This is a genomic window from Streptococcus sp. HMSC10A01, assembly GCF_001807785.1.
Lineage (GTDB): Bacteria > Bacillota > Bacilli > Lactobacillales > Streptococcaceae > Streptococcus > Streptococcus gordonii.
The window spans coordinates 1-24945 of the sequence record NZ_KV790961.1 but is presented as its reverse complement, the minus strand read 5'-3'; the positions used below and the strand labels follow the sequence as shown (position 1 = coordinate 24945).

Here is a 24945-nt window from a genome sequence, read left to right as displayed (position 1 = left end):
TTTGACCGGTAAGCCATTACCAAAAGAGTCCTTTATCGTCATCAATTGGTTCTGCATCCTTACGCTTTCTTGGTCCAGTCCCGTACATTTCGGCCTCTATGTCTTCCTTGGTTGGAAGAAGTACAGCTAAAGAAATGTAAATAACAACTCCAAATCCAAAAGACGAAATGGTAAAAAGGATGTATAAAAAACGAATCAAACTAAGATCAAATTTAAACTTATCTGCCAAACCAGCTAAAACACCGGCTAACAATCGATTTCTTCTTGTTTTATAAAGGACCGTTTTCATGTTCTATTTCCTCTTTCTGTAGATAGTCTCATTTTATCATTTCTTTTGGAAAATCCATCAGGCTCAGGGCTGATTCTAATTGTTATTTAAGCGAAAAAACTAAGATTATTCTTAGTCTTTATTTTCTATGTTTACTTTAGTGGGTGCAATCATTCTCACAGCAATTCCATCTGGGTCTGTGACTTCTAGCACTTGGGAGCTAATCCATCGGGCTGGCGCTTGCAAGTCCTGAGCATTTTCATAAATAGCTACTAGGTCTTCTTTCCCTTCTACTTGCGCTTCAAAATAGGCTAGTCCCAGTTGCTTCGGTTGGCGATGATTCAAGTGAGAACCTCCCCATTCATTAACGGCTAAATGATGATGGTAGTTACCTGATGCCAGCCAGCTAGCAGAAGGTACAGAAAATTTATCCTCTAAGCCTAGAAGCTTTTGGTAAAAATGACTGGCTGCTCTGCTATTTTTCACAGACAGGTGGACATGGCCCATACGAGTGCCTTCAGCAATACTAAACGGCTGGACTTCCTGACCGAGTTCATAGATTTCTTGAGCCGCGAGCGCTTCCGTCACTCCGATAATGCGGCCATCTTCCCGAATATCCCAATCAGCCTGAGGCTTGTCCCGATAAAGTTCAATGCCGTTGCCTTCTGGGTCCTCCAGATAAATGGCTTCACTATAACCGTGATCCGCTCCTCCAACCATAGGAACTTTATTTTCTGATAAATGCTTCAGGATATCCGCCAAAGCTTGACGACTTGGAAGTAAGAGTGCCAGATGATAAAGACCGTAAACCGACTTAACGGGCTGCCGGTCACTGGTCGCTAAAAGTCTCACCAGAACTTGTCCGTCCCTGCCCAAAGCCACCTGTCCGTCCTGCTCTTCCAAAAGGTCCAAGCCTAAAATACGCTGATAAAAATCCTTTTGTCTTGCTAAATCGGCCACATAAAGTGCCACCTCTCCTAGATAAATATTGCTTTGATATTCAAAAGTCATGTTTTTCTCCTCTCTTAAATTTAAAATTTCAGCAGTGCTCCTGCTCCATCTTTTTTTATTTCTCCAAAACAGAGATAGGTTCCTTGATATGGCTTTTCACATTGCCATTTGTTCCTAAGGATTATTTCTGAATTGTAATTGTTTTTGTTACATCTATTAGTATAGCACATTTTAATGTAATGTCAATAATTACATCTTAGAATACTATTCACCAAAAAAACAACCTGCTTTCTAGGAAACAGATTGTTCTTTAATTTCTTTTTCGGTTGCTGCGACAACTTCGTCAAGGCTGGTCTGAGCCAATTCAGCTTCCATGGCTGCCTGAATAGCTGCCAAGCGGTCGTCTAAGACATTGTGAATGTTCTTGCCGATAGGACAGTCTGGATTGGGCTTGTCATGAAAGCTAAAGAGCTGGCCACTCTTTCCTAGACACTCAACAGCACAATAAACATCTAAAAGGCTAATATCTTTCAAATCTTTAGCAATCTCTGCTCCTCCGGTCCCACGAGCAACGGTAATCATTCCTGCATTCTTGAGCTGGGATAGGGTCTTACGAATAATAACTGGATTGACACCGACACTGCCAGCAAGAATATCACTTGTCAGTTTTCGTTTTTTTCCTTCCAAAGCCAGAACAATCAGCATATGGGTGGCAATGGTAAAACGGCTAGAAATCTGCATCTCTTCTTCTCCCTTATCATTTTCCTTTATTTTTATTATAGCTCAAAAATGGTGTAACTTCAAGAGTTACGACTAGACTTTAAGAAAGCTGCAATCTCATCTGCATATCCTTCCCGCTCGCTGATTTCTCTCAGCAGATCATGATTGTGGGTATGGTGGATACCATTAACAAGACTCTCCTCATAAATCTCATAATAAGGCAAGTGGAGCTCCCGAGCCAATCTCAGCTCCTGCTCCACATCGTAGGGCACGCGCCGCAGGTCGACATCAGCCAGACCCGTCTCATCAATCTCTAAAATGGCATACTGGGCTCGCAAGTCCTGACGCAAAGCCGAATCTAGAAAGAATGGCTGACCAATAGAGCCGGGATTGATAATCAGCTGGCCCTTAGTCCCGTAGCGGAGAAACTGCTGGTGAATGTGACCATAAACAGCGATAGCGCAGTCATTGCCCTCAAAAAGGCGGTCGAAATCGCTCTGCGCGCCAATATGAATCAGCTCCCGCCCCCAATTCTTATCTGGCAGATGGTGACTGACCGCAATCTTCAATCCCTCTACTTCTGTCAAGATTTGCAGAGGAAGTTCCTGCATGCGGTCAATCTCTTCAGGACTGATTTCCTCTAGGACAAAATGGCAGAGCCGGGTCAGGTAGAGATGACTAGGACGAGCCAAATCCAGCTTTTGATGCAGGGCATGCCAGAGACTGTCTTCCCAATTCCCTCTGACTTGGAGGCTGATGGGCAGCTGATCCATCCTATCTAAGATATTTCTACGACCGGTTCCTGGCAGGAGCAAGTCTCCCAAAAACCAATAATCTGTCACTTGCTGGCTTTCCGCATCCGCCAGCACTGCTTCCAAGGCTGTGCTATTTCCATGTACATCGGATAATAAGGCAATTTTTCGTGTCATCGTGTGTCTTTCTCTTTCTTTACAAGGAATATTATATCAAAGTTCAAAAAAACTTCCACCCATCAAGTGAGTGAAAGTTTTGAAGTCTTTTTTTATCAATCAACAGACTTGAGCGCTTCCAGCATATCCAACCGCCTGAGGCGGTAATTGACAAAGAAGCCAAGCAAGGTCAGAATAAGAGTCACTGCAGTTAGAGGAAACAGATAGACTGAGGGACTTACTTGAGGGTTTAAGCTGATAATGCTAGGCGCAACCTTCTCAATCAAAAAACGATGCAGGAAGAAACCGCCTAGAAGCCCAACTGCCATCCCAATTACTGACAGAATAATGGTCTCTCGATAGATATAGAGGGTCACTTCCTTATTATGGAAGCCCAGAACCTTGATAGTGGACAGCTCGCGAATCCGCTCAGCTACATTGATATTGGTCAGATTGTAGAGAATGACAACTGCTAGAAGAACAGAGATCACCACCAAAATAAGCATCGTATTATTAAGAGAATCAGCTAGAACGTTGAACTGCTTCACCATACTAGCATTTTGTGAGACACTCTTGACAGACTTGAGGCTCATAAATTCATTGGCCTTGTCCACAATATTCTTACTAGAAGGGTTCTTGAGTCGCACTAGATAAGCGTTTTTCTCGGGCTTTTTTCTGTAAATCTTCTGGTAGTCAGTCGCCTTCATAAAGGCAAAATGGCCAAAATGATTCTCATTGACTGCTGCGAGCTTGACAGACTTGCCACCCAGCTCTATACGGCCACCGGGGCTAACCCCAGCTATACGGGCCAATTTATCCGAAACAACTACACCGTCCTTGAGAGTCAGCTTTTGCTGGTTGTCAGGAGTTTCCATGGAAATAAAAGGTTCGAAATTTTCCTTGTCCGTAACCATTAAAGTGACTGATTCTGTCTCTTTTTTTCCTTTGTATTTCTCTGTCAAGGTTTCACTATGGATTTCCTGATAATCAGCAATCGAGTCATCTGCCAGCAGCTTTTTCAGCTTGTCCTGCTCAGCCTGATTTTCTCCAGGATTGACAGCGACAATCAAGTCGTATCGCAGAATCTCCTTAAACTGACGTTTGGGAATACCACCAATAGAAGATTGGAGTCCTAGGCCGGCAAAGAGCAGGGCAACAGAACCCGCCACACCAAAGATAGTCATAAACATCCGCTGCTTATAGCGAAAGATATTGCGAGCTGTGACTTTCTGAGTAAAGCTAAGACGTCGCCAGATAAAGGGCAGACTTTCCAAGAAAATCTTGGAGCCCTTGACCGGTGGCTTGGGCAAAAGCAAGTGAGCTGCTTCTTCTCTCAGCTCCCGTCTTGCCACCAAATAGGCAGGGAGGACACTGGATAGAAGGGAAAGTCCCAGGGCCAGTAAACTATAGGAAACATAAAAATATGCATGAGGGGTAGAAAGTACCATTCCTCTAGTAATAATAGAAGAAATCACTCCCGACAAGAAATAATGTCCCAGCAGAATCCCTATGAGGGTACCTAGACTGCCCGCTACCAAACCGTAAAGAGCAAACTTGCGAATGATATCTTGGCTATGATAGCCTAAGGCCTTAAAGACACCTGCATTTGTTCGCTCCTCATCGACAAAGCGCGTCATAGTGGTAAAGGTCACCATTGCTGCCACCAAATAGAGCACCACCGGGAAGATATTGCCAATCGACGCAATACTATTCATGGAGTTTTTATACATATGATAGCCATTCCCACCTGGCAGGGACTTGCGGTCATAGCTATGATAGGCCGGCTCTTTCAAACGACTCAGGTTTGCCTTAGCGTCAGCTAGCTTGTCCTTGCTAGCTGATAAGTCTTTCTCTGCCTGAGCTAGCTCTACTTTTTTCTGATTGAGCTGGGACTCAGCTTCCTGAATCTGCTGCTGGCTCTGGCTGAGCTGTGCAGGAGCTAGGATAGAAGCGGCTTGAGCTGCCGCTAGCTGGTTTTTTTGCTGGTCCAGCTGACTCTGAGCTTGCTCTAATTGCTTTTTACCTTGGGTCAGCTCACCCTCAGCCTGAGCAATCTTATCTTGGCCCTTCTGAACGGTGCTTTTGGCATCCGCCTCTAATCGCTTAAACCGGGCCGCTCCGTTATCTTCCAGGCTCTTGTCCAAAGCAGTCTGGTGCTGCTCCAAACGCTCCTGATAGCTTTCAGAGAAGGGAGCCAGCTTTTCTATATCATGATAGCGCAGGCGGGCAATAGTGTAAACATCTGAATCAAAAGCCTTAGGGCTGACTACAGCATAGGCTGATAAAGCCCCGCTACCACTAGTCGCATTGCCCAGATTTCTATCAGACCAGAGCTCTGCCGAGTTGACAAATCCCACGATCTTATAGGTCTTGTTTTTCAGAACTGATCGACTGCCGGCTTTTTCGGTCAGATCAATCTCCTGGCCAATTTTATATTTTTTAGACCAAAAGCTAGCTAGGGCAATTTCTTGCTCCTTCTTAGGAAGACGACCGGAGGTCACTTGAAAGTTTGAAATATCCTTGGTATCTGAGAAAACTCGGAGAGCCTCTTCATCTACAGTGACATCTGTCAGATAGCCAAACTCGACATCGGCTCCCTTGATAGCTTCCAGCTCTTTCTGATCCGCCTTATCCAAACCATAGTCCGCCATAATAGCCAAGTCCATGGTTCGCTGTTCTTTCAAGTAATCTGTTGCTGTTCTGCGCATATTGGGAGGAGCGACCTTGAGCCCCACGAGAGCTAGAGAACCCAGCATCATGAGGATTAAAATAGATAGGAAACGTCCTTTAGAGCTAGTGAAGGAGCGCAGAATATCTTTCCAATAAATCTTTCTCTTCATATCAATACTCCAATGTACTTATATCCTGTGATTGATCATTGACTGTGATACTCTTGACTCTCGCGTCGTGCATGCGGATGACCCGGTCAGCAATGGGAGCCAAGGCAGCATTGTGGGTCACGATAATCACCGTCGCTCCTTGATTGCGAGACATGTCCTGTAAGATTTGCAGCACTTGCTTGCCAGTATTGTAGTCCAGAGCCCCTGTCGGCTCATCGCAGAGCAAAATCTTGGGATTTTTTGCCACAGCCCGAGCAATGGACACTCGCTGCTGCTCCCCGCCTGATAACTGCGCAGGAAAATTATTGAGGCGATTTTCCATACCAACCGCAGTTAGAACGGCAACAGGATCTTGAGCATCCTTGACAATCTCAGAAGCCAATTCAACATTTTCCTTGGCTGTCAGATTGGGCACCAAATTGTAAAACTGAAAGACGAAGCCCACATCATTACGACGATAGTCCGTCAGCTGGTGGGAATTGTAGTCAGCAATATTCTGGCCGTCTATCAGGATGTCTCCCTCATCATTGGTATCCATACCTCCGAGAATATTGAGCACTGTTGACTTACCGGCACCAGAAGCCCCCAGGATAATGACCAGTTCCCCCTTTTCAATCTCAAAAGAAACATCGTTATTAGCGACAATTTCTGCCTCACCTACCTGATAACGTTTAAAGCTATGTTTCATTTCAATATAAGCCATGTCATCATCTCTCCTTTTCAAAGCTCGTTTCCTTAAATCAACAAGATGTTGATTCTAAATCACAGATATTATATAATGAGCTTAGATAAAAAGCAATAAGCAAAAATCAACAAAGTGTTGATTTAAGAAAAAGGAAGAAAATGGTCCAGAAACGAAAAACCAGCACCAAGGAAGATATCAAAGAAGCCTTGATTCAGCTACTATCAGAAGAAAGGTTTGATACTATCTCCATCAGCAAACTCTGCAAACGGGCAGGGATTAATCGCGGCACCTTCTACCTCCACTACCAAGATAAGTATCAGATGGTTGATAGTCTCAAAAAAGAAATTATTTCCCAACTTTCTAGTTATAGCATGTTTGAAGCGGAGAACGAATATCCCAAAAAGTTAATGATAGCAAAATTTCATATACTGCGCGCTAATGAACGTCTTATCAATGCCCTGACCAAGAGCCATTATATTGACTTTCGCGAAGCTATTCGGGAGTACATAACCACTATCATTCTGAGTGATAAGCAAAAGGCTGCTACCCAGCGTTTTTTAGAAGAGAACTTCCATATCCCTCAGAAATACGCCCTAGAAATCTTCCTATCAAGTGTTGAGGGGATTATTTCTCTTTGGATAGCTGGCGGAGCTCAAGAAGAACCTGAAGAACTCACTGACATAATTTTGACTACTTATAACTATGATTATTTGAGATAAGAAGGAGCAGAACTACTTTGTCAATCTCTTTGTGACATAAGCTTCTACTTACACGGAATACTGGTAGTCTGGGAAGAGAGAATTATATGCTGAACCTAACTGATATGTGCAAACAGACCTCACTTTTCAAACTAAAAACAAGCCTCTCAAAGGCTTGTTTTTAGTTTATTCAACTTAAATTACTCTCTTTTATGACTAGTCGGTAAACCTCTACAAAGGTAGCGGCAAGAAAGGCAAAAAGAGCTCCAACAACTAGATTGATCCGGTGTTCTGTTTCGTAAAATGGAGAGTTCCAAATAAAATGGTTAACAACTGTTGAAACGACGCACCAGAGACCGAAGCGGCGATATTTCTTATAAACTTTAGAAAAGAGAAGGTAGACCCCAACAGTCACAACTGCCGTATAGAGCGTATGAGAAGCAAATCCACCAGCAATTCTACCAATCGCTTCCAAAGCACCGCTATTTTCTCCACCAAAAGTCTGTCTGGATACATAACCAATATCTTCTATGACTTGGAAACCAAAACCAGAGCTCAGTCCAGCTATTAAGACAGATTGAAGATCTTTTTTGCCCAAAATATAAAGGGCTGCAAAGGCAGTCAAGGCCTTGAAAAATTCCTCAGCAAATGGAGCTGTCAATGCATTGGTCCAGTCATTAAAAACAGCAGGATCTTTGATGAAATTTGAGTTAATAATGTCAATCAGGCTATTACCTGCAAAGCTAAGCCAGCCTGCAATAAATGCACCTCCAAAAAGGGCAGTTCCGAGAACAATGGTCTCTACAGATAACTTTTTGGCAAGCTTTTTAATCAAGAAATAGATAGGTAGGAAGAAGGCCGCTAAAACAGCTAGATTAAGGATGAGGTCGCGACCAGCCTCTAGGGTGATGTCCTTATTTGCCATGTCTCCTAATTCAAACTGCAAGCCAATACCTGCTAATACCAAATAAATATAGAGAGCAATTCTTCTTGTTTTATTCATGACTGTCTGCTCCTTTTTTATTTTTGCGTTTTACGAGATAGATTACTATTCCAACAACAGTCAGAACAAAGATTCCTCCAGCCAAAGCAATATCGTAGTCAAAATCTTCCAGACGAATGGTTTCTTCAGTATTAGAATCTTCTGACTCCTCAATTTCTTTTAGGGCTTTAATACCATATTCACTTACTACCTTGTCTTCAGCTTTTTTCTGAATTTCCTTGAGGTGTTTAAAGACTGATTCCGCTCGTTCCATGGAAAGTTTTGTTGCTTTCAAACTAGCTTCTTCTGGTTGATTAGCAAGGCTAATTTGTTCTTTATCATAAGCAGCCTGCTCTTCCATCCATTGGGTTTCTAGACGTTCAATCTCACTACGGATAGAACCATCTTCAAATAAATCTGGATATTTAGCTACTAGATCATTGATACGGCTAATTGTCCAATACCAAGAATTTTCATTATAAGCTGTACTCATTTCTTGATAAGCCTGATAAGTATTATTGATATTTGCATAATAAGGTAGGTATGGTGCATTTCGTGGACTTCCCATTGAAAGCCAGAAAATGCCTCCCCCTGTTTTAGCAGGTAAATTATCTTTTAACTGGAAGATATGTGCTTCCATGACATTAGGATTGGAGATCGGATACTTATAAACAGGATCTGCCTTTTTCTTATCTGGAATCCCTTTACCATCTAGCTCCATCTGATCCAGCGGTTTAAAGTCTGTTCCCTCTAGGCGGTTTCGTTGCAAATTCATAGCATCACGTAGACTAAGCTTGTCATTGGTTGAGTGCATGAGTTCAAAATATTCATCGTCATATTTCACATCTGCATTTGGATTCAAAGCCTTGATACCAGACCAAACCCTAGACCGATTCGCTTCAGCCAAAGGCGGATTATACGATTGAGCTATATGAAAAGCCCCATTAACTTCTTTGTAAGTTCCTGCATCACGAGCTGTTTTCTCAAGATCTGCTGAAGCAATAGTATTTTCTGTATCATTTACATTGATATTGCCAAGGAAGAAGGTGTTAGGAAAGACAGCGTATTTGTCATCCGGAAACTTGATTGCTGCGTATTGGTGCCCAGAAAGGATCTCCATATACCAAACACCATTCTTGTCTGCAATCGTTATGATATTTCCTTCTGCCGCACCCTTTTCTCTGACAATTTTTGCTAGGAGCTCTACTCCTTCTCTAGCTGTTTTGACATGAGGAAGAACTACAGAAGTTATAGCTGACTCGGCAATACCATCCTTAACGTAAGGATCTTTTTTCTGAATATCATCGTTGGCACTTGCTGAGACAGTCGCAGAAATAGAAACTCCTTCCTCGTTGAAGCCAGCTTCATCAAAGACACCTTGTTCTGGAGTCACATCTGGAACTGCCGTATACTTGTAACTAACAGCTGGTAAATCAAAGCTAAAGCCATTGGTTTCATCTACGAATTTATCACCAGCTTTATTATTCTTTCTCTCCCTCACAACAAAGTTTTTATTGTGATTAGGCTCCAAGTCCTCTGTTCGGCCATAGAGAGTCGAACCATCGGTCGTCAAATTCTTCCCAATGATAAAGCCCGTACAAGCTTGGACGACTTGGAAAGGAAAGAGTATAAGAAGCATCATGGCTGTAACAAACCATCTGAAAAGATTCTTTTTCATCAGTTTCTCCTTTATATATTAATTGGTAAACCGAATACCACATGTTTAGTATACTATTCTCTTTCTACTCTTGCAAGCGTTTTCAAAATAGGCTTCTACAGAAAAATGAATAAATTCACCTAAGAAAAATTCTGATTACTTTGTAAATTTAATTTTTCACTTGAGGTTCTTGTATAAATTTACAAACATTTCCCTCATGCTGTATAAAAATTTTTTTGCAAAACTTAAAAAAATTGGAAATACTAGCAAAACTAATACTTCCATTATTATTTATTTCTTTTTAGCCAGCATCGTCGCAAATTGAAGCTGGATTCGATTGCCATTTTCATCAACCTTATGAAGTCTGCCTAAATCTTCATTATATTTGATGAATTCCCAATCCTTGTAGTATTCACGTAGCTCTCCTTCCTTGAAGGTAAAAGAGAAAGGCATATGACATGGATGACTTTCTGTATCCATGGCACAGACGATAAGATTATAGCCACCTGGGTTTGTTTGCTCTTGCATGTTGCGGATAATCTCAGGAACACGTTCACGATTCAAGAACATAAAGACTACAGTGGATACAATGAAATCGTACTTTTGAGTCAGGTTTGCAGAGTTAATGTCATAAGTTCCGGCTAACATATTCAGATCTTCTGCTTCAATAATAGAGGCAAGATTGTCCAATGATAAGGGATTAACATCTACCGCAGTTACATCAAATCCTAACTGCTCCAAAAAGAGAGCATTTCTTCCTTGGCCACTGCCTAAGTCCAATGCTTTTCCAGGTTTTACAGTTTCTGTAGCTTCCAGTACCTCAGAATGGACAGGCGTCAGACCATATTTCTTTGCATAGTAATCCTGAGGTAGACAGTAGAACTCTAAGTACCATTCGAGATCGTCAGTCAAGGCTTCGACACGATGCCAAGCCTGGGGCTGGGCATAGGGATTGTCTTCCCCAGCTTTAAAAATGTGCTCAGCCAACTCTTCCCCATCCTCAGTCATTTCAATAAATTTTAATTCTCCAGTAAGAACTGTGATTTTCCCCCAAGTACCTACCTTGGTATTATGCCTGCGTTGCACAGCTTCTGGCATAGTTTCTGCAGTCCAAATGGGCATACGTTTATACATAACTAAATCTTGCATCATATAATTCCTTCCAAGCAATCTGATTTCTTTTTAATCATACCGAAAAATCGTCCTCTTGACAAGCTTACCTGCACATCAAAATTAAGAAAATACCAAACCTTTGAGAAGTTAAAGCTAGAAATGGAAAAAGAACCGAGTATCGGAACTCGGTTCTTTAGTCAGAATAGATAAGAAAACTTAGTCTTCTTTTTTATTGCTAAATTGTTTGAAAGCAATAAAGCCACCTACAACAACGACTAAGGCTATGACTATCCACAAACCGTACTGGTTAGAATCGCTCTTCTTAGTTTCAGAGTTTTCTTTCTTGGTATCACTTTCCTTAGCTTTGTCTTTTTCCTTACCTTTTTTGGCATCTGCCAAGAGATTTGCCTTGTTATATCCAGTATAAACAAGGTCGGCATCTTGACCTTTTTCCTTCTTGATCTTTTCTTCCATCTCAGCTTCGACTGCTTTGATTTCCTTAAAGATTTTTTCTGAGCGTTCCAAGGCTTCCTTAGTCACTTCTGGTCCAGCGGCTTTGGCTTGTTCATCTGTGTAGTTTGCATATTTGGCGTCGCGTTCGGTCTGTTCTTTATCCCATTCAGCTTCTTTTTCTTTCCATTTTTCTTGAATGCTGTTACCAAAGATTTCTGGATATTTCATAACCATTTGGTCAATATGCCAAACAGTCCAATACCAAGATTTTCCGTCATATTTAGTAGAACGGTTCTTGAAAGCTTCGTAAGTATCTTCTACATTACCATAGAATGGTACATATGGTGTGTTGCGACTTTGTGCCAGACCCAGCCACATAACACCGCCAAAGGCATTTGGTAGGTTTGGTTTGATTTGATAAACGTGGGCGTCGATTACATTTTCGTTACCTAAAGCATACTTATAAACATTGGTATCTATTTTCTTACCAACTTCAACCAAATCATCTGCCTTATATTCTGGCAAGTGTTCAAAACGATTTCTTTGTTCCGCGATCACATCATGAACCGTGTATTTCTTATTTGGATCAGTTGGTTCGCGCAAGAGATCAAAAGCTTCATCGTCATAATTTACTTTTGCTTGTGGGTCCATCCACTTGATACCTGCATAAGTCCGAGAACGGTTACGTTCCATATATTTATCAGGTCCGTATGATTTAGCAATCATAAAGTTGCCATCTTTGTCGGTCTTATAGTTGTCTGCTTTTTTAGTTACTTCTTCCACATTTTTAGAAGCAATGACATTTTCCTTATCGTTCAAGTCAACGTGACCAAGATAGTAAGTGTTCGCAAAGACAGCATACTTATTCGTTGGGAATTTGATGGCTACATATTGGTGACCAGACAGGATTTCCATGTACCATAGCTCATTTTTATCTGCTGCAACGATGATATTTCCTTCTGCTGACCCTTTTTCATCCAGAACTTTCGCGACTGTCTCAATAACTTCACGTGCTGTTTTCGCACGAGGCAAAGCAAGGTCAACTAATGATGCTTCTGGAAGACCATCTTTTACAAGTGGATCTTCTTTTAACACTTTATCGTTTGGTGTTGCTGAAACGGTCGCTGTCATAGCTACACCAAGTTCATTAAAACCATGCGCAGCGAAGTTTCCGTTACTTCCGTTGTCACGATCAGAGTCGTAGACAGCTGTGTATTTCATTTCATTCGCCAAATGCGGATAGGTAAAGCCATTTGACTCATCTTCTATCTTATCGCCATCTTTATAGGTCTTAGCTGGCACTACTACATAGTTTTGATTGTGCCGACCACCGTCAGGGGCGTATGGATAGTCCTCTGTCCGACCAAATAGAGTAGAGCCATCTGCTGTCAGGTCTTTACCGACAATAAACGCAGAACACGCTTGTGCCACATGAACAGGCAAAAGAGCTACTAACATTGCAAGGAACATTAGTCTGAGCAGTATTTTCTTCATAGTCTATCTCCTTTTGACTATCTGCAGGGCTGGAATCAAGTCCCAGTCTAAGTAGTATAAACCATAATACCAAAACATTCCATCCTCAGTATACTATATAAAGGTGTTTTTGCAAGCGTTTACAATATTTATTACAAAAGTGTTTGTTTATTCTATATTATTTTGATTTAATGGTTCTTTTGTGTACTTTTAGTCTATTTATGGCAATGGACAGAAAGAGAAGAGATAAAAAAGACCGGTCGCCCAGTCTTTCATCTTGTATTAAAGTTCTTCATCTGTCTTGCTATATCGCGGTTTTGCTCGCGACGTTTGATGGACTCGCGCTTGTCGTAGTCGTGCTTCCCTTTGGCTAGTCCTAGGAGGAGCTTTGCATAGCCGTCCTTGAGATAGACCTTGAGTGGCACCAGCGTCATCCCGGTTCCCTTGGTCTCCTGCTCCAGCTTTTGGATCTGCTTCTTATGCAGCAGCAGCTTTCTGCGACGTTCAGGCTCTTGGTTCCAGATATTGCCCTCTTCATAAGGCGCGATATGGACATTGCTGAGCCAGGCCTCACCGTTCTTGATTTGGGCAAAGCCGTCTTTTAGATTGATACGGGCAGCACGGACGCTCTTGATTTCCGTACCGGTCAGCACCATGCCAGCCTCGATGGTATCTACGATGGTGTAGTCGTGTCTGGCCTTTTTATTTTGCGCGACGACCTTTCCTTCTCCCTTTGCCATGCTTGGCTCCTTTCTTGACTAGTTCCTTGTAAAATGCCTTCTGGCTCTTGCCTTTCTTGGACTTCTTATCTTTCTTATCTCTGTAGCCTTTTTCTTTAGAAGAATGGCTGCGCTTGTCATCCTCACGGAGTCTCCTTCTGCCTGACTTGCCTCTGCCACTCTTGCCAGTCTTTTCTACCAGGTCAAATTCACTAGGCAGATATTCAAAGTCAATCTCGCCTGTAGCCTTATCCGCTCGAACCAGCTTGATGCGAATCTGCTGGCCGACCTTGAAGACCACGCCAGACTTTTCTCCTTGCAGGGTCATAGTCCGCTCATTGTAGCTATAAAACTCTGGCAGGTTGGTAACATGAATCAAGCCCTCTACCGTATTGGGCAGTTCGACGAAGAGTCCAAACTTAACCACGCTTGAGACCACGCCATCAAACTCCTCCCCAACAAATTCTTCCATGTACTCAGCCTTCTTCATGGCTTCAACTTCACGCTCGGCCTCAATAGCCCGACGCTCTCGGCTGGAAGACTGACTGGCAATCTCTGGAATTACTTGCTCAAAATGCTCTGCTATTTCCTTAGACTTGTTATAATCCCGTACCATTCGATGAACCAGAAGGTCCGGATAGCGCCGAATAGGACTGGTGAAATGCGTATAAAACTCCGCTGCCAGACCATAGTGGCCGTGATTGTGCTCAGAGTAGCGAGCCTGCTGCATGGAGCGCAGAAGCATCATGGATAGGACATCCTCATAAGGCTGGTCTTTGACCGCTTCCATAATATCCTGAAGAGCCTGCTGGCTCATAGAGCTAGCCGTCCCGTATATCCGAATCCCAAAGCTAGAGGCGTAGTCGATAAACTTCTGCACCTTCTCCGCCTTTGGCTCCTCATGGATCCGATAGATGAAGGGCAGATTTAGCTTAGCAAAATGCTCAGCCACCGTCTCATTTGCCACCAGCATAAAGGACTCAATCATACGTTCAGCAATCCCCCGCTGGCGCAAAACAATATCCACCGGCCGACCTTCCTTATTGACCATGATTTTGGCTTCATTGGTGTCAAAGTTGAGTGCACCGCGTTTAAAGCGCATCCTTTCCAGAATCTCATGTAGTCGTACCATGCTGTCAATACTAGGCACAATGGCCTTGAACTGCTCAGCTTTTTCCTCATCTCCTGCGATGATGTCGTTGACATCACTGTAGGTCATGCGGAAGATCGTCTTGATCACAGTCTGGGTAATAGTATGCTTGACCACGCGACCCTTGGCATCTATCTCCATGATAGCCGACTGGGTCAGCCGGTCCACATTGGGATTGAGCGAGCAGATACCGTTAGACAGGCGCTCTGGCAACATAGGCACCACGCGGTCAGTCACATAGACAGAGGTCGCCCGATTGAGGGCTTCCTTGTCCAGCTCAGAGCCTTCTTTGACATAGTAGGACACATCTGCGATATGGACGCCCAGCTCAAAGTTACCATTTTTCAGGCGCTTGATATGAACCGCATCGTCCAAGTCCTTGGCATCCGCCCCATCGATAGTAAAAGTAATCTCTTCACGCAGGTCCAAACGTCCTGTCAAATCACTCTCTGTCGGTGCCTCTGGAACTCGCTCGGCCTCTTCCAAGACCTTTTCTGGAAACTCAGAGACAATATCCATGGACTCCAGCACTTCCAGTACATCAATACCTGGGTCGTTGACATGACCGACGACATCAACCAGACTAGCCACGAAGAAATCGTGTTTCTTGGTTGGATATTTATCAATAGCAACCTTGAGCACTTCTGTGCCATCCAAAACCATGGCTGGTTTTTTGACATAAATAGGCTGGCTAATTTTCTGATTTTTCGAGCGGATATAGCCCGCGTACTTAGGCTTTTCCTCATCCAAAACCAACTGGCCAACCGCTGACGTCAGGCTGTGCTCCAAAATATCGATAATCTTAGCCTCAGCTGATGTTCCCTTGATCCGGTCTGCCACCTTGGTAATAACTACTTCCACTGTATCGCCATCTATGGCATGATTGACATCATTGCGACCGACAAAGAGATCATCCTCTTCCTCATTCAGGGTGACAAAGCCAAAGCCTGATTTATGAGCATGAAAAATCCCCCTAAGGGTCAATCTTTCTTGTTTTTTCTTTTCATACAGCTCAATCCGCCCCTTGTCATCAAAGCGAATCTGATGCTTTCTTTCCATCTGGGAGATGGTCTTAACCAAGCTACTAAAGTCCTTGGAAGACTCTTTCCCAAGAGCAGCTGCTAGCTCATCCACGCTGGCCTGCTGTCTCGTTTCTAAATATTGAATTATTTCTGATTTCATACTTTTTCTCTTCTTTGCTCCATTAAACTATTTTATAGCCTATTTTTAACTTTAAAAAAAGGCTAAGACAAAGTCAGAGCCCATTTTATCTACTAGATAAGATTGTCAACGCTAAGGCAACCGCTAACCAGAAAAAGACGAGAAGACCGGTCAAATTCTGCATAACAGCCTCAAAACCTCGCGCCTTTGATCGTTCAAATAAATCACCCGCGCTTGCGTCAAAAACGTTGCTAGATTGGTTTTTTGTTGGCTGCATAAAGATTGCAATGACAATAATGACTGACAAAATTAATAGAATCATTAATAATAGATTATACATAAATACAAACTCCTTAAAATCTTATCTATTTTATCATAAAATTCATTTAGATTCAAGATGTAAAGTTACTTTTCTTTCTTTAGGACAATATTTTAATACTTCAATCTTTTCTGGATGGTTTTTACTATTCTTACTGGTCAGATAATTTTGACTGCCACAGGAAGAACATTTAAGATTTACTTTAACCCGCACTGATTTCTCTCACTCCTAAATATTTTCTAAAACAAATTAACAAAACGAAAAAGTTTAGCAAGACCAAACCTGCCGTCACATAGAAGACCCAGTGGTAACTGAGACTGACCGCAATAGCTGACCCCATTATTGGTCCTACGACTCCACCAATATAAAAGAAGGTTTGATTATAGCTAAAAATCCTAGAAATCCCTTCTTTAGGTGTCAACTTATTAAGCAGAGAGCTGACTCCAGGTAAAAGTGCACCTGTTCCCATGCCAAATAAGAAACGCAAAAAACCCAATTCCCAAGGTGTCTTCGCCCAAGCACAGAATAGATAGATAACAAAACTGTACAACAGTGCTAAAAGTAGGAGACGGTGGTTACCAATCTTATCCCCTAATTTCCCAAGATGACTAGAAAACAAAATACTAGAAACTCCCATAGCTGACACAATAAGTCCGGAGACAAATATCAGATTATCTGTTTGCCCCATAGATCGAATATAAAGAGTCAAAATAGGAGAAATAGACTGAGCAGACATTTGAATTACCATGCTAGTCAAGAACAAGGCAAACAAAATAGATTTATGGGGTAGCTCAGCTAAAAGATCCTTGGTTGCTAACTGTCTATCTTTAGCCACCGGTTCAAAGTCTTCTTTTACGTAGAAGATTGTCAAAAGAGTGACAATGAAAAGAAATAAGCCAACAAGCAAAAAGGCATTTCGAATTCCGATGCTTTGTGCTACAAAACCTCCTAATAGTGGCCCCATCAATGTTCCTGCCACCACACCAGTCGATAAAGTTCCTAAAGCATAGCCAGAATACTTTTTGGGAGCCTGACTAGCGATTAAGGCTGTACTATTTGGGACATAGCCAGAAAAGACACCGTTTAAAAGCCGTAATACAATCAGCCAAAAAACACTTGGTACAAATGCCATTCCCCCCATAGTAAAGGTCATAGCCAGTGCAGCCCGAATCATCATGGGTTTACGACCATATTTGTCTGCTAAACTTCCCCAAACCGGCGAGAGAAAAGCTGCTGTCATGGCTGAGCTCGATACAGCAATTCCTGCATATAGATCAACCATATGGCCACGCACTCCTAATTCTTCCACAAAAAGGGACATAAAAGGAACGACCAAAGATAGACTAGCTCCAACAAAAAAATTTCCCAACCAGGCAATCCAAAGATTGTGTTTCCAATTTACTTGATTTGTAATAAAATCATCTTCTTTCTAGTTTTTGCAAAGTATCGCGAAGTTGCTCTTGAGTAAGCTCTAGCGGGCAATTATTATCAATAAGTACGTCTGCTCTATTTCGTTTTTCTTGAAGAGATAGCTGAGCAGCTATGCGTTTTTCAGCCTCTTTCTGACTAAGAGCATTTCGAGTCATAAGGCGACTGAGCTGAGTTTCCTCCGTCACATCCACCAGCCAGATTTGGTCAAACCAGGACTCATAACCCAGCTCAAACAAGAGGGGAAGATCCATGAAAAAGATATCTTCCGTCTCTGCTAGTAGGTCACGCCTGTGAGCCAGTTCCTCACGGATAATCTGATTTTGTATTTGACTGGACTGGGCCAAAAGTTCGGGATTCCCAAAAATCATAGCTCCCAGCTTGGGTCGATTCAAGCGCCCATCTTCTTGTAAGATAGCTGGACCAAAAGCGGATAAAAGAGCTTGATAAAGCCGTCCCCCAGGCTCCTGTAACTCATGAACCACCTGATCCGCATCAATGACTTGGTAGCCCTGCCGCCTCAAAAACTCTGTCACTGTTGACTTACCAGAGGCAATGCCGCCAGTGATACCAATAATTCTTGCCATGGTAGCTACCTCGCTTTCTGACAGTGAGGACAGAGATGAGTACCGCGTCCGCTCAGCTTAATTTTTTCAATCGGGCTGCCACATCTAGCACAGGGTTGTCCAGGCTTCCCATAGACCTGCAAAAAATCCTGCATGGTGCCATCTTCACCCAAAGCATTGCGGTAAGTCCGAATGGTCGATCCCCTCTTTTCAATTCCAAGCTGCAAAACTTCTATAATCTGCTCACGCAGCCGCTTGACTTCAGCAGGCTTTAGACTAGCTGCTGGTCTTGCCGGATGAATCCGCGCCCGCCAAAGAGCCTCATCTACATAGATATTGCCCAGACCGACGACCAAGGTTTGCTCCAGCAAATAGGGTTTGATGGGCTTCTTAGAACGACTCAAAGCTGCTGCAAAAGGCGGCAAAAGAAAATCCGCCTCTGTCGGCTCAGGACCAAGCTTTCTGGCAGCAAAATAAGCCTCCAGCTGATCCTTTCTCAACAGCTCCATGGTCCCAAACTTGCGGACATCCTCATAAACAAGCGTCCCACCATCTGTCATCTCGAAAAAGACATGGGCATGCTTGCGCTCAGGCACCGCATCAGGATAAAAAAGATACTTGCCTTCCATTCGTAGATGGGAAATCAGCACTCCACCCGTCAGATAAAAAAGCAAATACTTGCCCCGACGGCCAATCTTTTCAATGGTCTGGCCTGGCAAGTCGTGGATAAAGCTGTCCACTCCCGTGCCAATCATCTTGGCATAACGGACCTGCACCTGCTCAATTGTCTTGCCAACAACCAAACGCTCCAACCCCCGCCGAACCGTTTCCACTTCAGGTAATTCAGGCATAAAGCTCCTTTCTATCTCCTATTATTAGTCAGAAATATACTCTAAAATATCATTAGGCTGATAATCCAGCGTTTCACAGATGGCCGACAAAATTCTGAATAACCTTATCATGCCTCATCTTGGAAGCAATATAAGAAGTCTAGGATATATCAGAATCTCTTCAATTTCTCTGGAAATGTAGCACCTTGAAAGAAATAACCTAGTAGCTGAATATGCGTATCCACATCGCTAAAAAGCCAAGCATGGCCCTTGTCAGGATAATAGGCGCATTCAGACCTAGCATTTTTATCTGCCAACCTACGGTGCCAGTTATGAATGGTTTCAGCTTCTTTCCCACCTGAGACAAAGAAAGCAGGATTATCAAACTGCATGTCAAGTCTCAACAGATTCGCCTGCGACATAGCACGGCGAAACGAGCGCCGTTTAGATCTTTGGAAATCTACAACAAAGCGCTGAACGTCTTGGACGGGTGCTCCGTCCTCTTGCATCATCTTTGTCAGGAAATTGGCTACAAATTTAGTATTTTTCAAGAAAGACATCAGATATACGATGGCAATGATCTTGCGATAGCCCTTAATTGGCTGAGGGCTTGCCCCATCCACAATGACTCTATCTATAAGGCTAGAATGTTTTTCCAACAACTTAAGTATGAGTGAACCGCCTAATGAAAGCCCAACCAAGTGCGGCTTGCCATGTGCTTTGCTTTTAATGACAGCCACAATCATTTCCACGGCATTATCAAAGTTTGTCCACTCAATATTATGACTGGCTCCGTGACCAGGTAAATCCACAAGAATGCAATGAAAATCTTGCTCAAGCGCAGCAACATGGTGCCACCACATCCGACTGCTCGAGCCTGAAGCATGCAAAAAGATAATACTTTTTGGATTTTGCTGCCCTCTTTCGTCAATGGATAATGACGACATCTCCATCACCTCACTTACTGGCTTAGAAAACCTCAATACTCCTTCTTATTATAGCCAAAGTCTGCTAGGTCCAGCTTCTTATCCCGCCAGTTTTTCTTGACCTTGACCCAGGTTTCTAGGAAGACCTTGTCCCCCAGCATGAGCTCAATATCGCGCCGAGCCATGGAGCCGATTTTCTTCAGCATGGATCCGCCTTTACCGATGATAATGCCTTTTTGGCTGTCACGCTCCACCATGATAGTTGCTCGGATATGAACCTTGTCCGTCTCATCATCTCGCTTCATGCTGTCAATAACTACTGCGACTGAGTGCGGGATTTCCTCTCGCGTCAGCATCAAAACCTTCTCTCGAATCATCTCTGACACCAGAAAACGCTCCGGATGATCGGTAATCTGGTCTGCTGGAAAATACTGGAAGCCTTCCTCCAAATTTTCACTTAGAATGTCAACTAGATGAGAGACATTGTTGCCCTGCAGGGCGGAAATCGGTACGATTTCTTTGAAGTCCATCTGCTGACGAAAATCATCAATTTGCGCTAAAAGCTGATCTGGATGGACTTTATCAATCTTATTAACCACCAAAATAACTGGCACCTTAGCCGCTTTCAGACGTTCGATAATCATGTCATCGCCCTTGCCACGTGGCTCATCAGCCGGCACCATGAAGAGGACGGTATCCACCTCACGCAAGGTGCTATAGGCTGCTTCCACCATGAAATCACCTAGAGCCGTCTTGGGCTTGTGGATTCCCGGCGTATCGATAAAAACAATCTGCTCCTTATCCGTCGTGTAAATTCCCATAATTTTATTTCGAGTGGTTTGAGCCTTATCACTCATGATGGCAATTTTTTGCCCCATTACATGATTCAAAAAGGTTGATTTCCCAACATTAGGGCGTCCCAAAATAGCTACAAAACCTGATTTAAATGTCATTATTTCACCTCTATTATTTTCATTAAAACAGCAGAAAATCGGCAGTCTCCCCCGATTTTCAAAACTTTAAAAAATCCAGTCCCAAATTTTAGGAACAAAAATGATCAAACCTGTGATTACTGCAAAACCAGAAATCACTAAAACAGCTCCAGCCGCCATATCTTTAGCATTCTTAGCCAACATAGAAAAGTGATAATCACTGGCCAAGTCTACTACATTTTCAATGGCTGAATTAACAATCTCAAATGAGACAACCAAAAAAATACTCAATAGCAAAAACAGCCATTCTATGGCAGAAACTCGAAAAATCAAACCCGCAATCACTACAAGAACAGCAGAAAAAGCATGCTTCTGCATATTTCGTTCTTCTTTAATGGCAGTAAAAATCCCTGTTAAGGCAAATTCCAGACTCGAGACGACATCTCGGTTTTTCCATTTGCGTTTATTATTCCCTTGTGAGTCCATAGGCCGTCAAAATCTCTTCCTGTAAACCAAACATTTCTGCTTCTTCTTCCGGCGTATAGTGATCATAGCCGTTGATATGCAGAAAACCATGCACTGCTAAAAATCCCATTTCCCTCTCAAAGCTGTGGCCATATTCTTCCGCCTGCTCACGCGCCTTATCAACCGAAATGAATAGCTCGCCGATATAGGCGTCAAAATCTTCCAGCATCTCAGCTAGCTCAGGATGGTCCAGCAAATCCTCCTCGTCAACAGCAATATCCAGCTCAGGTTTGTACTCCAAGCTAATCACATCCGTTGGTCGGTCCGTATCTCGATATTTCAAGTTGAGCTCATGACTACGCTCATTAGTTACAAAAGTTACAGCCATTTCTTTCTTTTCCTTACCCGTCTTTTGGGCAGCAAATTCCAAAATGTCTTGTGTCTGTTTGATGATTTCTTCTGAAACCAGACCCGTTTCATCAACTATTTCTATATACATAATGCACCTACTTTACTTGTATCACCTTTATTATATCATAATCGAGGCTAGATAATAGCTAGGAATTTTCTTTTTTCAAAATAGCAGAGCAGATTCGTCAAACTCTCACTGCAAAAAAAAGAAGCTATTTTTATTTTTTCCCTTCCCAAAAACTTTTCCTTTTACTAGCTGCTTTCATTGACAAAAAGAAAAGGCTGGGAAGACCCAACCTTGTTCTACAAGATGCTAATTGCCGGGATCGAACCGGCGACCTCATCCTTACCATGGATGCGCTCTGCCAACTGAGCTAAATCAGCGTACCTATCTACTATACCATGCAGATAGGTGCTTGTCAATACTTGCCGACTCATTTATCCGCAAAATATTGCTCTTTGGTCAGGCCATAGTAGACTCGCGTCACTAGGCGGCTTTTTTCATGTTTGTCCAAGCTTGCATAAGGTTCCTCATGAGAAAAAATCATTCCAGATTTTTGCATCACACGGCCAGAAGCTGGATTAGCCTTATCATGTAAAGCTACAAGTTTATTCATTCCAATTTCTTCAAAAGCTAATTTTATCACTGCACAATTAGCCTCTGTCGTGTAGCCTTGGTTCCAGTGTCTTTTATTAAGAACATAGCCAATAGCAGCTGTCTTTAAATCTAGGTTTATTTTGTGGAGATCGATGGTTCCAATAAACTGACCACTAGATTTTACTTCTATTCCCCAACGTCCCAAAGGGTTTGCCATGTAAAATAGAGCAATATTATTACGAGTCTCTTCTAGGCTTTTGTTTGTCTCAAAAGTATAGCGAGTATTCTCCTCATCTGATGCATATTCAAACATTGCTGGTGCATCATCTAAAGTTACCGGACGCAAAACTAGTCTATCTGTCTCCAGTCTAGTGTGTCTAGATAGTTTAACATAAATATTTTCCATTATCGTCCTCCTTTTTGTTTTTAAGCATATCATAAGTGATCAATCAAAGCAAGACGTCATTTTCTCCTTGCAATTTAAGCTTCTTTTATATAAAATAATTACATTAAATTAGAATAATGAGAATAAGAGGATTTAAGGTATATTCTTAAATCAAAGTCTTTGTTCACATGTATTTAGATAAGGAGAAATACAATGTTAATCGGTATTCCAAAAGAAATCAAAAATAATGAAAATCGTGTAGCTTTGACACCTGCTGGTGTTCACAGTTTAGTTGGTAAAGGCCATGAAGTTCTGATTGAAACGAATGCAGGACTTGGTTCTGGCTTTGCGGATGCAGACTACGAAAAACAAGGTGCAAAAATCGTCCCTACTGCTGCAGAAGCTTGGGCGGCTGAACTTGTAGTCAAAGTTAAAGAGCCTTTAGAAGCTGAATATGGCTATCTTCGTGATGACCTCTTGCTCTTTACCTACCTGCACATGGCTGCCGCTCCTGAGCTAGCTGATGCTATGACGAGTGCCAAGACGACTGGTCTAGCCTATGAAACCGTACGCGATCAAGATGGACAATTGCCACTCTTGGTACCAATGAGTGAGGTCGCTGGACGAATGGCTGTCCAAATCGGAGCCCACTTCTTAACTAAACAAGAAGGAGGATCTGGTGTCTTATTAGGTGGTGTACCAGGTGTTCCTAAGGGGAAAGTAACTATCATCGGTGGTGGTGTCGTAGGAACTCATGCCGCTCGTATCGCTCTTGGACTAGGTGCTCAGGTAACTATTCTGGATATCAGTGCTAAGCGTTTGTCTGTCTTAGAAGATGTCTTTGGCCATCAAATCCAGACCCTCATGTCTAATCCTTTCAATATCGAAGCTAGCGTTCGAGAGGCTGATGTCGTGATCGGTGCTGTCCTCATTCCTGGAGCTAAAGCTCCAAAATTGGTGACAGATGATATGGTTAAGCAGATGCGTCCGGGATCAGTTATTGTAGACGTAGCTGTTGACCAAGGTGGAGTTGTTGAAACAGCAGATCGAGTAACGACTCACACCGAGCCTGTCTATGAAAAACACGGAGTCCTCCACTATGCAGTTGCAAATATCCCTGGTGCTGTAGCCCGCACATCTACTATTGCATTAACCAATGTTACCCTGCCTTACATCGAAGCCTTGGCAGAAAAAGGATTCAGAAAAGCTATTGCAGATGATGAGGGATTACGTCAAGGTGTTACAACCTACCAAGGTCACATTACTAGTCAGCCTGTTGCAGAAGGCTTAAATAAGGACTACACTTCGATTGATGAACTCGTTTAGTTAGTCTACTTAGTTCATATAAACACCTTAAATAGAAGCCAAATTTTTCAAAATACAAAATCAGAACCACTCGCTTAACGAGTGGTTCTTTTGTTACTCACCTTACAAAAATAGACAGACTAAAAGTCACATAAAAAGAGAGAACGAGCCCGTTCTCTCTCATGATATGATAAAGAATCAAATTTAGATTCCTTATTCAGCTGAAAATTCTAAGCTTTACCTTTCTTACGAACTACGTAACCAACTAGACCTGCGATAGCAAAACCAATCATTGAAAGAAGAACGGTAGAAGTTTCACCTGTATTTGGCAAAAGATTCTTATTTTTAGTAGATGATTCACCAATACTTGGTAAAACATTCTTGTTTTTAATAGACAATTCACCAGCGCCTGGTAAAACATTCTTATTTTTAGTCGTAGCTTCTTCTGATTTAGTATTATTTCCGGAACCTTTATGTGGTGCTAAAGCTGGGGTGAATTCCCATGTGCCGACGAAGTGTGCATCTGCTCCATTGATGGTTTCAGATGTCTTATCGTATGATTTAAAGCTCCAAGTGCCTTCAGTTGTCTTAACCTCTGTTTTACTTGGTTGCGTTGGCGTTGCTTGACTACCGTCTTTCAAGTCTGTTTGATCTACTGGAAGCAAGGATTTTACTTCTTGTGGAAGTTCTTTTCCTGGAGTTCCGCTGACAAACTCGTGAACTGCTTTATGAGTCACTGTTGGAGCTGGGCTTACTGTAAATTCCCATGTCCCTACAAACTTAACATCTGAACCATTGACTGTCTCTGATGTCTTGTCATAAGATCTGAAGCTCCAAGTGCCTTCTGCTGTCTTAACCTCCGTTTGACTTGGTTGTGTTGGAGTAACTTGACTTCCGTCTTTCAGATCTGTTTGATCTGCTGGAAGCAGGGCTTTTACTTCTTGTGGAAGTTCTTTGCCTGGGGTTCCACTCACAAACTCGTGAACTGCTTTATGAGTCACT

The 24945-nt window shown here is 42.6% G+C and carries 26 protein-coding genes and 1 tRNA gene; 2 read left to right on the top strand and 25 right to left on the bottom strand.

All coding sequences use genetic code 11. From position 1 onward, the window contains the following. Positions 1 to 16: 16 nt before the first annotated feature. The 6 genes from HMPREF3108_RS00125 to HMPREF3108_RS00100 form a co-directional block, all read right to left on the bottom strand. Positions 17 to 289: a PspC domain-containing protein gene (locus tag HMPREF3108_RS00125; RefSeq protein WP_008809048.1), complete on the bottom strand. Its 273-nt coding sequence runs from the start codon at positions 287 to 289 to the stop codon at positions 17 to 19. A 111-nt stretch (positions 290 to 400) separates the two neighbouring features. Next, positions 401 to 1279 carry a VOC family protein gene (locus tag HMPREF3108_RS00120; RefSeq protein WP_070492831.1) on the bottom strand — a complete coding sequence of 293 codons (879 nt, stop codon included), beginning with the start codon at positions 1277 to 1279 and terminating at the stop codon, positions 401 to 403. A 231-nt stretch (positions 1280 to 1510) separates the two neighbouring features. Beyond that, the gene (locus HMPREF3108_RS00115; protein ID WP_048778474.1) at positions 1511 to 1960 is read right to left on the bottom strand and encodes an Rrf2 family transcriptional regulator; all 450 of its coding nucleotides are present in this window, start codon (positions 1958 to 1960) and stop codon (positions 1511 to 1513) included. Positions 1961 to 2019: 59 nt separating this feature from the next. Beyond that, a complete protein-coding gene (locus HMPREF3108_RS00110; RefSeq protein WP_061585194.1) occupies positions 2020 to 2868 on the bottom strand; it encodes a metallophosphoesterase family protein in 849 nt (282 codons plus the stop codon). Between the two features lie 95 nt (positions 2869 to 2963). Beyond that, positions 2964 to 5687 (bottom strand): ABC transporter permease, encoded by a 2724-nt coding sequence (locus HMPREF3108_RS00105; protein ID WP_070492829.1) that lies wholly within the window; start codon positions 5685 to 5687, stop codon positions 2964 to 2966. 1 nt (position 5688) lies between these two features. Beyond that, a complete protein-coding gene (locus tag HMPREF3108_RS00100) occupies positions 5689 to 6390 on the bottom strand; it encodes an ABC transporter ATP-binding protein (protein ID WP_061595859.1) in 702 nt (233 codons plus the stop codon). Between the two features lie 140 nt (positions 6391 to 6530). Here HMPREF3108_RS00100 and HMPREF3108_RS00095 point away from each other — a divergent pair, with 140 nt between their 5' ends. Then, positions 6531 to 7091 (top strand): TetR/AcrR family transcriptional regulator, encoded by a 561-nt coding sequence (locus HMPREF3108_RS00095; protein WP_045502009.1) that lies wholly within the window; start codon positions 6531 to 6533, stop codon positions 7089 to 7091. Between the two features lie 169 nt (positions 7092 to 7260). Here the strand turns inward: HMPREF3108_RS00095 and HMPREF3108_RS00090 are convergent, their stop codons facing one another. From HMPREF3108_RS00090 to HMPREF3108_RS00015, 18 genes are all read right to left on the bottom strand, one after another. Further along, positions 7261 to 8073: a PrsW family glutamic-type intramembrane protease gene (locus HMPREF3108_RS00090; RefSeq protein WP_070492827.1), complete on the bottom strand. Its 813-nt coding sequence runs from the start codon at positions 8071 to 8073 to the stop codon at positions 7261 to 7263. Beyond that, entirely contained in the window at positions 8066 to 9730 is a 1665-nt protein-coding gene (locus tag HMPREF3108_RS00085) for a C69 family dipeptidase (protein ID WP_070492825.1), read from the bottom strand. The genes HMPREF3108_RS00090 and HMPREF3108_RS00085 overlap by 8 nt, the downstream gene beginning before the upstream one ends. Before the next feature lie 270 nt (positions 9731 to 10000). After that, positions 10001 to 10861 (bottom strand): SAM-dependent methyltransferase TehB, encoded by an 861-nt coding sequence (tehB, locus tag HMPREF3108_RS00080; RefSeq protein WP_070492823.1) that lies wholly within the window; start codon positions 10859 to 10861, stop codon positions 10001 to 10003. 177 nt (positions 10862 to 11038) lie between these two features. Further along, positions 11039 to 12769 (bottom strand): C69 family dipeptidase, encoded by a 1731-nt coding sequence (locus tag HMPREF3108_RS00075; RefSeq protein WP_070492821.1) that lies wholly within the window; start codon positions 12767 to 12769, stop codon positions 11039 to 11041. Between the two features lie 251 nt (positions 12770 to 13020). Beyond that, a complete protein-coding gene (gene smpB / locus HMPREF3108_RS00070; RefSeq protein WP_002894882.1) occupies positions 13021 to 13488 on the bottom strand; it encodes an SsrA-binding protein SmpB in 468 nt (155 codons plus the stop codon). Then, complete coding sequence (gene rnr, locus HMPREF3108_RS00065) at positions 13451 to 15799, bottom strand: ribonuclease R (protein ID WP_070492818.1); 2349 nt, start codon at positions 15797 to 15799, stop codon at positions 13451 to 13453. Before rnr ends, smpB begins: the two co-directional genes overlap by 38 nt. 85 nt (positions 15800 to 15884) lie before the next feature. Further along, positions 15885 to 16118, bottom strand: coding sequence for a preprotein translocase subunit SecG (gene secG, locus HMPREF3108_RS00060; protein ID WP_012000186.1), 234 nt, complete (start codon positions 16116 to 16118; stop codon positions 15885 to 15887). Positions 16119 to 16160: 42 nt separating this feature from the next. Next, positions 16161 to 16310 (bottom strand): 50S ribosomal protein L33, encoded by a 150-nt coding sequence (gene rpmG / locus HMPREF3108_RS10395; RefSeq protein ID WP_008809064.1) that lies wholly within the window; start codon positions 16308 to 16310, stop codon positions 16161 to 16163. Then, positions 16300 to 17475 (bottom strand): multidrug efflux MFS transporter, encoded by a 1176-nt coding sequence (locus tag HMPREF3108_RS00055; protein WP_371106292.1) that lies wholly within the window; start codon positions 17473 to 17475, stop codon positions 16300 to 16302. The genes rpmG and HMPREF3108_RS00055 overlap by 11 nt, the downstream gene beginning before the upstream one ends. A 40-nt stretch (positions 17476 to 17515) precedes the next feature. Further along, the gene (gene coaE, locus HMPREF3108_RS00050; protein ID WP_048778451.1) at positions 17516 to 18112 is read right to left on the bottom strand and encodes a dephospho-CoA kinase; all 597 of its coding nucleotides are present in this window, start codon (positions 18110 to 18112) and stop codon (positions 17516 to 17518) included. 5 nt (positions 18113 to 18117) lie between these two features. Next, a complete protein-coding gene (gene mutM, locus HMPREF3108_RS00045) occupies positions 18118 to 18942 on the bottom strand; it encodes a DNA-formamidopyrimidine glycosylase (protein WP_070492817.1) in 825 nt (274 codons plus the stop codon). Positions 18943 to 18966: 24 nt separating this feature from the next. Next, positions 18967 to 19053: a helix-turn-helix domain-containing protein gene (locus tag HMPREF3108_RS11035; RefSeq protein WP_141738440.1), complete on the bottom strand. Its 87-nt coding sequence runs from the start codon at positions 19051 to 19053 to the stop codon at positions 18967 to 18969. 38 nt (positions 19054 to 19091) lie between these two features. Beyond that, positions 19092 to 19874 (bottom strand): alpha/beta fold hydrolase, encoded by a 783-nt coding sequence (locus HMPREF3108_RS00040; RefSeq protein ID WP_070492873.1) that lies wholly within the window; start codon positions 19872 to 19874, stop codon positions 19092 to 19094. 26 nt (positions 19875 to 19900) lie between these two features. Beyond that, positions 19901 to 20800: a GTPase Era gene (era, locus tag HMPREF3108_RS00035; RefSeq protein ID WP_008809069.1), complete on the bottom strand. Its 900-nt coding sequence runs from the start codon at positions 20798 to 20800 to the stop codon at positions 19901 to 19903. 66 nt (positions 20801 to 20866) lie between these two features. Then, complete coding sequence (gene dagK, locus HMPREF3108_RS00030; RefSeq protein ID WP_008809070.1) at positions 20867 to 21265, bottom strand: diacylglycerol kinase; 399 nt, start codon at positions 21263 to 21265, stop codon at positions 20867 to 20869. Further along, complete coding sequence (ybeY, locus tag HMPREF3108_RS00025; RefSeq protein ID WP_070492815.1) at positions 21246 to 21743, bottom strand: rRNA maturation RNase YbeY; 498 nt, start codon at positions 21741 to 21743, stop codon at positions 21246 to 21248. Before ybeY ends, dagK begins: the two co-directional genes overlap by 20 nt. Before the next feature lie 223 nt (positions 21744 to 21966). Further along, positions 21967 to 22039 (bottom strand) — tRNA-Thr (locus HMPREF3108_RS00020). A 50-nt stretch (positions 22040 to 22089) separates the two neighbouring features. Then, positions 22090 to 22659 carry a GNAT family N-acetyltransferase gene (locus tag HMPREF3108_RS00015; RefSeq protein ID WP_070492813.1) on the bottom strand — a complete coding sequence of 190 codons (570 nt, stop codon included), beginning with the start codon at positions 22657 to 22659 and terminating at the stop codon, positions 22090 to 22092. 192 nt (positions 22660 to 22851) lie between these two features. Here HMPREF3108_RS00015 and ald point away from each other — a divergent pair, with 192 nt between their 5' ends. Beyond that, the gene (gene ald, locus HMPREF3108_RS00010) at positions 22852 to 23964 is read left to right on the top strand and encodes an alanine dehydrogenase (RefSeq protein ID WP_048778434.1); all 1113 of its coding nucleotides are present in this window, start codon (positions 22852 to 22854) and stop codon (positions 23962 to 23964) included. Between the two features lie 209 nt (positions 23965 to 24173). Here ald and HMPREF3108_RS00005 read toward each other — a convergent pair. Continuing rightward, positions 24174 to 24945 (bottom strand): SHIRT domain-containing protein (locus HMPREF3108_RS00005; RefSeq protein WP_141738439.1); only part of this gene is annotated, 772 nt, incomplete at its 5' end.

What these genes read in the sequence shown, in the direction of transcription:
- HMPREF3108_RS00125 (WP_008809048.1), bottom strand. Translation starts at nt 289, where the DNA reads ATGAAAACGGTCCTTTATAAAACAAGAAGAAATCGATTGTTAGCCGGT.
- HMPREF3108_RS00120 (WP_070492831.1), bottom strand. Translation starts at nt 1,279, where the DNA reads ATGACTTTTGAATATCAAAGCAATATTTATCTAGGAGAGGTGGCACTT.
- HMPREF3108_RS00115 (WP_048778474.1), bottom strand. Translation starts at nt 1,960, where the DNA reads ATGCAGATTTCTAGCCGTTTTACCATTGCCACCCATATGCTGATTGTT.
- HMPREF3108_RS00110 (WP_061585194.1), bottom strand. Translation starts at nt 2,868, where the DNA reads ATGACACGAAAAATTGCCTTATTATCCGATGTACATGGAAATAGCACA.
- HMPREF3108_RS00105 (WP_070492829.1), bottom strand. Translation starts at nt 5,687, where the DNA reads ATGAAGAGAAAGATTTATTGGAAAGATATTCTGCGCTCCTTCACTAGC.
- HMPREF3108_RS00100 (WP_061595859.1), bottom strand. Translation starts at nt 6,390, where the DNA reads ATGGCTTATATTGAAATGAAACATAGCTTTAAACGTTATCAGGTAGGT.
- HMPREF3108_RS00095 (WP_045502009.1), top strand. Translation starts at nt 6,531, where the DNA reads ATGGTCCAGAAACGAAAAACCAGCACCAAGGAAGATATCAAAGAAGCC.
- HMPREF3108_RS00090 (WP_070492827.1), bottom strand. Translation starts at nt 8,073, where the DNA reads ATGAATAAAACAAGAAGAATTGCTCTCTATATTTATTTGGTATTAGCA.
- HMPREF3108_RS00085 (WP_070492825.1), bottom strand. Translation starts at nt 9,730, where the DNA reads ATGAAAAAGAATCTTTTCAGATGGTTTGTTACAGCCATGATGCTTCTT.
- tehB (WP_070492823.1), bottom strand. Translation starts at nt 10,861, where the DNA reads ATGATGCAAGATTTAGTTATGTATAAACGTATGCCCATTTGGACTGCA.
- HMPREF3108_RS00075 (WP_070492821.1), bottom strand. Translation starts at nt 12,769, where the DNA reads ATGAAGAAAATACTGCTCAGACTAATGTTCCTTGCAATGTTAGTAGCT.
- smpB (WP_002894882.1), bottom strand. Translation starts at nt 13,488, where the DNA reads ATGGCAAAGGGAGAAGGAAAGGTCGTCGCGCAAAATAAAAAGGCCAGA.
- rnr (WP_070492818.1), bottom strand. Translation starts at nt 15,799, where the DNA reads ATGAAATCAGAAATAATTCAATATTTAGAAACGAGACAGCAGGCCAGC.
- secG (WP_012000186.1), bottom strand. Translation starts at nt 16,118, where the DNA reads ATGTATAATCTATTATTAATGATTCTATTAATTTTGTCAGTCATTATT.
- coaE (WP_048778451.1), bottom strand. Translation starts at nt 18,112, where the DNA reads ATGGCAAGAATTATTGGTATCACTGGCGGCATTGCCTCTGGTAAGTCA.
- mutM (WP_070492817.1), bottom strand. Translation starts at nt 18,942, where the DNA reads ATGCCTGAATTACCTGAAGTGGAAACGGTTCGGCGGGGGTTGGAGCGT.
- HMPREF3108_RS11035 (WP_141738440.1), bottom strand. Translation starts at nt 19,053, where the DNA reads ATGATAAGGTTATTCAGAATTTTGTCGGCCATCTGTGAAACGCTGGAT.
- HMPREF3108_RS00040 (WP_070492873.1), bottom strand. Translation starts at nt 19,874, where the DNA reads ATGGAGATGTCGTCATTATCCATTGACGAAAGAGGGCAGCAAAATCCA.
- era (WP_008809069.1), bottom strand. Translation starts at nt 20,800, where the DNA reads ATGACATTTAAATCAGGTTTTGTAGCTATTTTGGGACGCCCTAATGTT.
- dagK (WP_008809070.1), bottom strand. Translation starts at nt 21,265, where the DNA reads ATGGACTCACAAGGGAATAATAAACGCAAATGGAAAAACCGAGATGTC.
- ybeY (WP_070492815.1), bottom strand. Translation starts at nt 21,743, where the DNA reads ATGTATATAGAAATAGTTGATGAAACGGGTCTGGTTTCAGAAGAAATC.
- HMPREF3108_RS00015 (WP_070492813.1), bottom strand. Translation starts at nt 22,659, where the DNA reads ATGGAAAATATTTATGTTAAACTATCTAGACACACTAGACTGGAGACA.
- ald (WP_048778434.1), top strand. Translation starts at nt 22,852, where the DNA reads ATGTTAATCGGTATTCCAAAAGAAATCAAAAATAATGAAAATCGTGTA.